General features: G+C 29.5%; 4 protein-coding genes and 2 pseudogenes. All 6 read right to left on the bottom strand.

Annotated elements, in window-relative coordinates; translation table 11 throughout:
• Positions 1 to 256 (bottom strand): annotated as a pseudogene (locus DU473_RS08570) (methyl-accepting chemotaxis protein); the annotation flags it as partial.
• Positions 257 to 466: 210 nt separating this feature from the next.
• Positions 467 to 1,045: pseudogene (locus DU473_RS08565) on the bottom strand (cache domain-containing protein); the annotation flags it as partial.
• 223 nt (positions 1,046 to 1,268) lie between these two features.
• On the bottom strand, positions 1,269 to 3,782 hold the full coding sequence (locus DU473_RS01240; protein ID WP_131163892.1) for a molybdopterin guanine dinucleotide-containing S/N-oxide reductase: 2,514 nt from the start codon (positions 3,780 to 3,782) through the stop codon (positions 1,269 to 1,271).
• 10 nt (positions 3,783 to 3,792) lie between these two features.
• Positions 3,793 to 4,365 carry a cytochrome c3 family protein gene (locus DU473_RS01235; protein WP_131163893.1) on the bottom strand — a complete coding sequence of 191 codons (573 nt, stop codon included), beginning with the start codon at positions 4,363 to 4,365 and terminating at the stop codon, positions 3,793 to 3,795.
• Positions 4,366 to 4,481: 116 nt separating this feature from the next.
• Positions 4,482 to 5,819 carry an amidophosphoribosyltransferase gene (gene purF, locus DU473_RS01230; protein ID WP_131163894.1) on the bottom strand — a complete coding sequence of 446 codons (1,338 nt, stop codon included), beginning with the start codon at positions 5,817 to 5,819 and terminating at the stop codon, positions 4,482 to 4,484.
• Complete coding sequence (gene dapB / locus DU473_RS01225; protein ID WP_131163895.1) at positions 5,820 to 6,548, bottom strand: 4-hydroxy-tetrahydrodipicolinate reductase; 729 nt, start codon at positions 6,546 to 6,548, stop codon at positions 5,820 to 5,822.
• Positions 6,549 to 6,649 lie beyond the last annotated feature (101 nt).

Below are 6,649 nucleotides of genomic sequence, written 5' to 3'. Positions count from 1 at the left end.
TAGGATTTGCAGTAATTCTTGCAGTTAAATCTCCTTTTTCTACTACTTGAACTGTTCCTACGCTTTCTTTTACTGCTTGATTATCTTGTTCTAAACCTTGTTTAGTTTGGAGTATGTTTTCATTGATGGCATTTGATATTTGACCAAATTCATCATTTGTTTTTATATTAATGGTTGATACATTATTTGTTTTATGATTAATAAAATCAAAGAATGAGTTAAGACCATTTTGGATAGTGGTGAGTGGGGAGAGACTTCTAGTAATTAAAATTCTAACAAACACTAAAACTATCACCAAAGCCACAAAGCCTACTATAAGCTGGCTATATAAAATACTATTGATAACATCATCATAAGATCTTTTATCCACTATACTACAAACTCTAAATGTTGGATTAACTGAACTTGGATTACACATAACTGCTTGAGTTTGACCTTGATCATTATCAACATAAAATAAAGTTTCTCTTTGTCTAGGATCTATTAATATTGGATTATTTCTAATAGCTATTGCAATATTTTCACTTAAAGTATTTTTAGTTAAAATTTTTTCAGCATCCTCATGAAATATGATACTTCCTTCTGCATCATAAACAGCAGCATAAGAATTTGTAGTGCGACCTAAAGCAAGAACATCTTTAGAGAAATTTTTTAAATCATAATCTCCTCCCACAACACCAATAAATTTTCCATTTTGAAAAATAGGTGCTGCATAAGTTATAGTAGCTTGACCATTAATTGACCTATAAGGTTTTGTAACGCTAATTTTTCCATTATCTTTTGCCAATTTAAACCATATAGAATTTCTTGTATCAAATCCTTTAGAAGAATCTAACATCGAACCATCTGATAAATAAGTTTTTCCAGAGTTTTCAAAGCCTATAAAAACCAGATTAAATCCATTTGCCTCTTTAAAAGCATGAAGTAAAGTTATAATCTCGTGCACATTTGTATCAGAATTATTAGAAATTTCATTTGCTAAAACCTCTAAAGCTTTTCTTTTAGAGCTGGCATAATTATCAAAAGTTATTTGAACATCATCCATAACTTTTAGCTGATTATCTTGTAATAATTCAAAAGCATTTGATTTTGATTGATAATAAGTTATTGTAGTAGTTACTGCTAACACTAATATTATCAAAACACCTACATATAAAGTTAATTTTGAAGATACTTTAAAAGAATTCTTCGAACCTTTCATTTGCATTTAAATAACTCCTAAAATAAATTTTTGTTATTAAAATTATAACAAAAATTTATCAAAAAACTTACACAATTTTAGGGATGCTAAAAGCTGTAATCTCAGGGAGACTTTTGTTAAATTTTTCAATCCCTACAAGTCCTGTATGAGAAATATTGCCATTAGCAAGTTTTGAAGTAGGCAAATCTAATGTTAAAACATTAGCACTTCCATATTTACACAAACCATTCTCATCAGGATCATACCAACCTCCTTCACAAATTCTTACAACTCCTTGCATAATATCTTTACTTACTAAAACCCCTGCTAAAATCTCTCCACGTTGATTAAATACTCTTACAACATCACCATTTTTAATGCCAAATTTTTTAGCATCTTTAAAATTCATAAGCAAAGGTTCTCTTTCTTGAATAGTATATTTTTTTCTTAAATCTGTATGACAAAGTTGAGAATGAAGTCTTTTACTTGGATGAGAGGTTATAAGATGAAATGGCATTTTTTTGGTAGCATTCCCAAGCCACTCAATAGGCTCAAACCAAGTAGGATGTGCTTTACAATCATCATAATTATAATTTTCAATTGTTTTTGAATAAATTTCAATAAGTCCTGAAGGGGTGCCTAAAGCATTTAAAATAGGATCTTCGATAAATTCTGAAAAACGAACATACTCTAAGCTTTCATTCGTTGGTTCAAAAACGATAGGCTCATTTTTTGCCCAAAATTCTTCAAAACTAGGCATAGGTGTATTAAAAGCTTCTCCATAATTTTTTACTTGCTTTAATGCAATATTATAATAATCTTTAATTAAATCTTTTGCTTTTTTACCATTTTGAGTGTAAGCATTAAATACATCTTTACCATAAATTCTACAAAGATCAGAAAAAATTTCATAATCATCTTTGCTTTCCTCTACTGGCAAAACAGCTTGTTTCATAGGAACTATATGCATATTAGAATAATCACCACTCATAGTAATATCATCTCTTTCATAAGATGAAGTAACTGGCATAACAATATCTGCCATCTTTGCTGTTGGAGTCCAATAAATTTCATTTACAACAATGGTTCGTGGTTTTTTCCAAGCTTTTACATTAGTATTTGTGTCTTGATGATGAACTAAAGGATTTCCGCCTACCCAGTAAATAAAATCGATATCAGGATAAGTAATCTTAGCCCCATTATGATCTATAGTTTTTCCAGGATTAAGCAAGGCATCAGCTATCCTTGCCACAGGAAAAGATAAACTAGCCGTATTTTGTAACCACTCAGCAGAATTTAAATCTTCTTTTGATTTTGCAAGACTTTTAAATTTACCATTTTTCCAAATACCTATTTCTCCAGCATTAATTCCTCCTATAACACCTCCTTTGCAAGTAGGCACGCCTCCATTGCTATAATGATAACTAAGCCCAAAGCCTCCACCTTTTGTTCCAATTTGTCCAAGTATGGAACATAAAGTCACTAGCATCCAATGCGGTTGTTCTCCATGATGAGCTCTTTGCATACCCCAACCACTCATTATCATAGTAGGATTATCATAAAATGTTTCAGCTAATTCTTTGATAGTTTTTTCATTCACTCCACAAATTTTACTTGCCCATTTAACATCTTTTTTTATGCCATCATTCTTACCTTCTAAATAATCTTTAAACTGATTAAAGCCCGTTGTATAATTTTCTAAAAACATATAATTGACTTTATTTTTAGAAATTAAATGACTTGCCATGCCCATCATCAAAGCAACATCAGTATTTGGACGCGGAGAAATCCATTTAGCATTTAAAAATTTAGCTGTATCTGTTCTTATAGGATCTATACAAATTACTTTTATTTTGCTTTCTCTTAATTTTTCAAAATAAGCTAAGCCTCTTTGATCATTTGAAGTCCAAGCTATACGCAATGTAGTTAATGGGTCAGCTCCCCAAATAACAACATATTTAGAATATTTTAAAATATTTTCCCAAGAAGTTTGTTGCTCATAGACTTCAATAGAGCCTACTACATAAGGCATAATAATCTGAGAGGCACCTGTTGAATAATCCCCACTAGCTCCAACAAAACCTCCTGTAACATTTAAAAATCTATGAAGTAAAGTTCTAGAATTTTGCATATTTCCACTTGATTTCCAACCATAACTTCCACCAAAAACAGAACTTATCCCTTTTTGCTCTCTTGTTTTTTTAAGTTCTTTTGCAATTAAATTTAAAGCTTCCTTGTAACTTACACGTACAAATTCATCTTTTCCTCTTAATTCTCTTTTTGGATCATCAGGATTTTCAAGATAAGACTTACGAACATAAGGATACTTAATGCGAGATTTATAAATCAAATCAGAAGTATAATGTTGCAAAGGATTATCCATTTTAGTTATTTTTTCCCAAGGTTCACTTTTTATAACTTTTCCATCTTTTATAGTAAGTTTTAAAATTCCCCAGTGGGCTGCAGTAACTATCTCTCCATTTTTTACAATACCAAGACTTACTTTTGAAGCTTCAATACTCTTTGTCATACCAAAAGTTGGCATAAAAGATAGAGCACTCAAACTTGCACTTGCTTTTAAAAAATTTCTTCTATCTAACATTTTATTTCCTTTAATTTGCTTTAAAATCTTTTGAATTTTTTTGTAAATATTCTATAACAAGCCAATGATCTTTCTTTTCAATTGCCGTTCTATCAACCATAGATCTAAAAACTGCTGGCCAAGCATTTGCATTAAATTCTTTTTCTTTATGCAAAGCATGGCAAATCCCACAATTATTAACAAAAAGTTCTTTTGCACGACTCAGCATTTCTTTATCATTTTTAAAAAATTTCTTTTTCTCTGCCCAAATTTCTAAACTTACTCTATCCCATTTATCATCTTTTGTCATATCTTTTTTACTGAAATTTAATTTAGTATTTTTAGAAAAAGCAGCGACAATAATTCTTTGAGTATTATTATAATAAATAACAAAAGGAGCTTTTGGATTGACAAAACCTTGAATTTTTACATAAACTTTATTACCTTGCTCTTTTAAAATTTCAAAAGAATTTGTAGGGAGCAATCTGCCAACCACTTTGGTGTCATCTTGAGAAAGATAAAGTGATACAACCTCATCACTATAAACTATATTTTTAGACCACATGCAAGTGATGAAAAAAAATATTGATAAAATAATCCTCATTATGTTTCCTTAAATAAATATTAAATTATCTTTATTATATTCAATATAATATTAATTATATATTAATAAATTATTTATATTTTAAAATAAAAATAAAATAATATTCTAACTAAGGTTTATTTTATAAAATAATCTCCATCAAAACTGACTAAAGAATAAGATCTTTCATTTCCTATGCTACTTACTAGTTCATCTATACTTAAAAAAGTAAGAGAATCAGCATCAATAAATTCTTTTACTTGTTTTATGTTTTTATTAGCACTGATTAACTCTTCAAAAGTAGGTGTATCTATACCGTAAATATCTGGAAACTTAATTTCAGGACAAGCAATAGCTAAATGAATTTTACTTGCTCCAGCTGCCCTAAGTAAAGAAATGATTTTTTTAGAAGTTGTTCCACGCACTAAACTATCATCAATTACTACAATCTCTTTATCTTTTAAAACCTTGGACATGGGGTTAAGTTTTAATTTAACTTTAAAATTTCTAAGCTCCTCGGTTGGTTCTATAAAAGTTCTGCCTACATAATGATTTCTAACAATTGCCATTTCAAGTGGGATTTTAAGATATTGAGAAAAACCTATAGCAGCACTTACTCCACTATCTGGGACAGGCACTACAAAATCGATCTTTTGATCAAATTTTTTTGCTAAAGTTTCACCTAATTTTTTACGCACCTCGTAAACACTTTTTCCTTCTATAATGCTATCAGGTCTAGCAAAATAAATATATTCAAAAGCACAAATTCTAGGCTTTTCATTAAAAAGTTGTATACTTTCAAAATTATCATTTCCTTGTGTAAAAATAAGCATCTCTCCTGCTTTTACATCTCGGATAAATTCTGCTTCAATCAAATCAAAAGCACAAGTTTCACTAGCTATAATATAACCGCCATCTTTTAAACGCCCCAAAGACAAAGGTCTAACTCCATAAGCATCTCTTATCACATAAAGCTTATCTTTACTAGCCAACATAAAACAATAAGCCCCTATACATTTTTTTAAACCCTCTATCAAACGATCTTTTAAATCTTGTTCTTTACTACGGGCAATTAAATGGATTAAATTTTCAGTATCCAAATTTGTTTGAAAAATTGCACCACATTGCATTAAAAATTCTCTTACTTCATTTTTATTTACTAAATTTCCATTATGCACTAAAGAAATATCCCCAAAAGAACAATTAGCATAAATAGGTTGTGCATCATCAATACTTGAATTTCCAGCCGTAGAATAGCGATTATGACCTATAGCAATTTCACCATTTAAACTTTTTAAATTTAAAGGATTAAAAATTTGATTTACTTCTCCTTTAGCCTTAATAGTTTTTATACCTTTACCATCGCTTGCACTTATTCCACTTGCTTCTTGTCCGCGATGCTGCATAGCAAATAAAGCATAATAAGCATAAGTACTTGCATTTTTAGAATTAATTACCCCTACAATTGCACACATTTAAATTCCTAAAAAATCATTCATTGAATATAATTTTGGCTCCTTTTGAATAAGCCATTTGGCAATTTTAATTGCACCTTTAGCAAAAGTAGCTCTTGAGGTAGCATTATGAGTTAATTCTAAATATTCTCCTTCTTCATAAAAACCTATAGTATGACGTCCTACTATATCTCCACCTCTTAAACTCATTACAGCAATCTCATCTTTGCTTCTTTCTCCACTAATCCCATCTCTACCACTTATTCTGATATTTTGAAGTTGTAAATTTCTAGTTTTAGCTACATTTTCAGCCAAAGTTAAAGCTGTGCCACTTGGAGAATCTTTTTTGTGCCTATGATGCATTTCAACGATTTCTATATCGAAATTTTTAAGCATAATACTCGCCTTGCTTGCAAGATAGTTTAATACAGCAACTCCTAAAGACATATTTGTTGCATAAAATATTGGCATCGATTTGCTTAGATTATACATTAATTTCATCACTTTCTCATCTAATCCTGTTGTGCCAATTACTAAAGGTTTATGATTATTTTTTGAAAACTCTAAAAGTTCATTTGTTCCATAAGGAGAAGAAAAATCAATAATCACATCACTTTTTTTAAAAAGTTCTTCTAAATTTCCATTTTTATCATAAAGCACAGACACCCTTGCTTCATCATCAAATTCCAAACACTCTTGTATTTGTCTACCCATTCTTCCACAGGCTCCATAAATTCCAATTTCTACCATTTTTATCCTTCTTAATTAATTCTAAAATTATATAAAATTAAATTAATAAATTATTTATTTTAAAATATTTAAAATATATTTTAAATATTTTAACTTTCTGT

Source organism: Campylobacter novaezeelandiae (assembly GCF_004323845.1).
In the GTDB taxonomy this organism is placed as follows: Bacteria; Campylobacterota; Campylobacteria; order Campylobacterales; family Campylobacteraceae; genus Campylobacter_D; species Campylobacter_D novaezeelandiae.
Note: the sequence above shows the minus strand (reverse complement) of the source record. Positions and strands in the feature narration are given on the sequence as shown.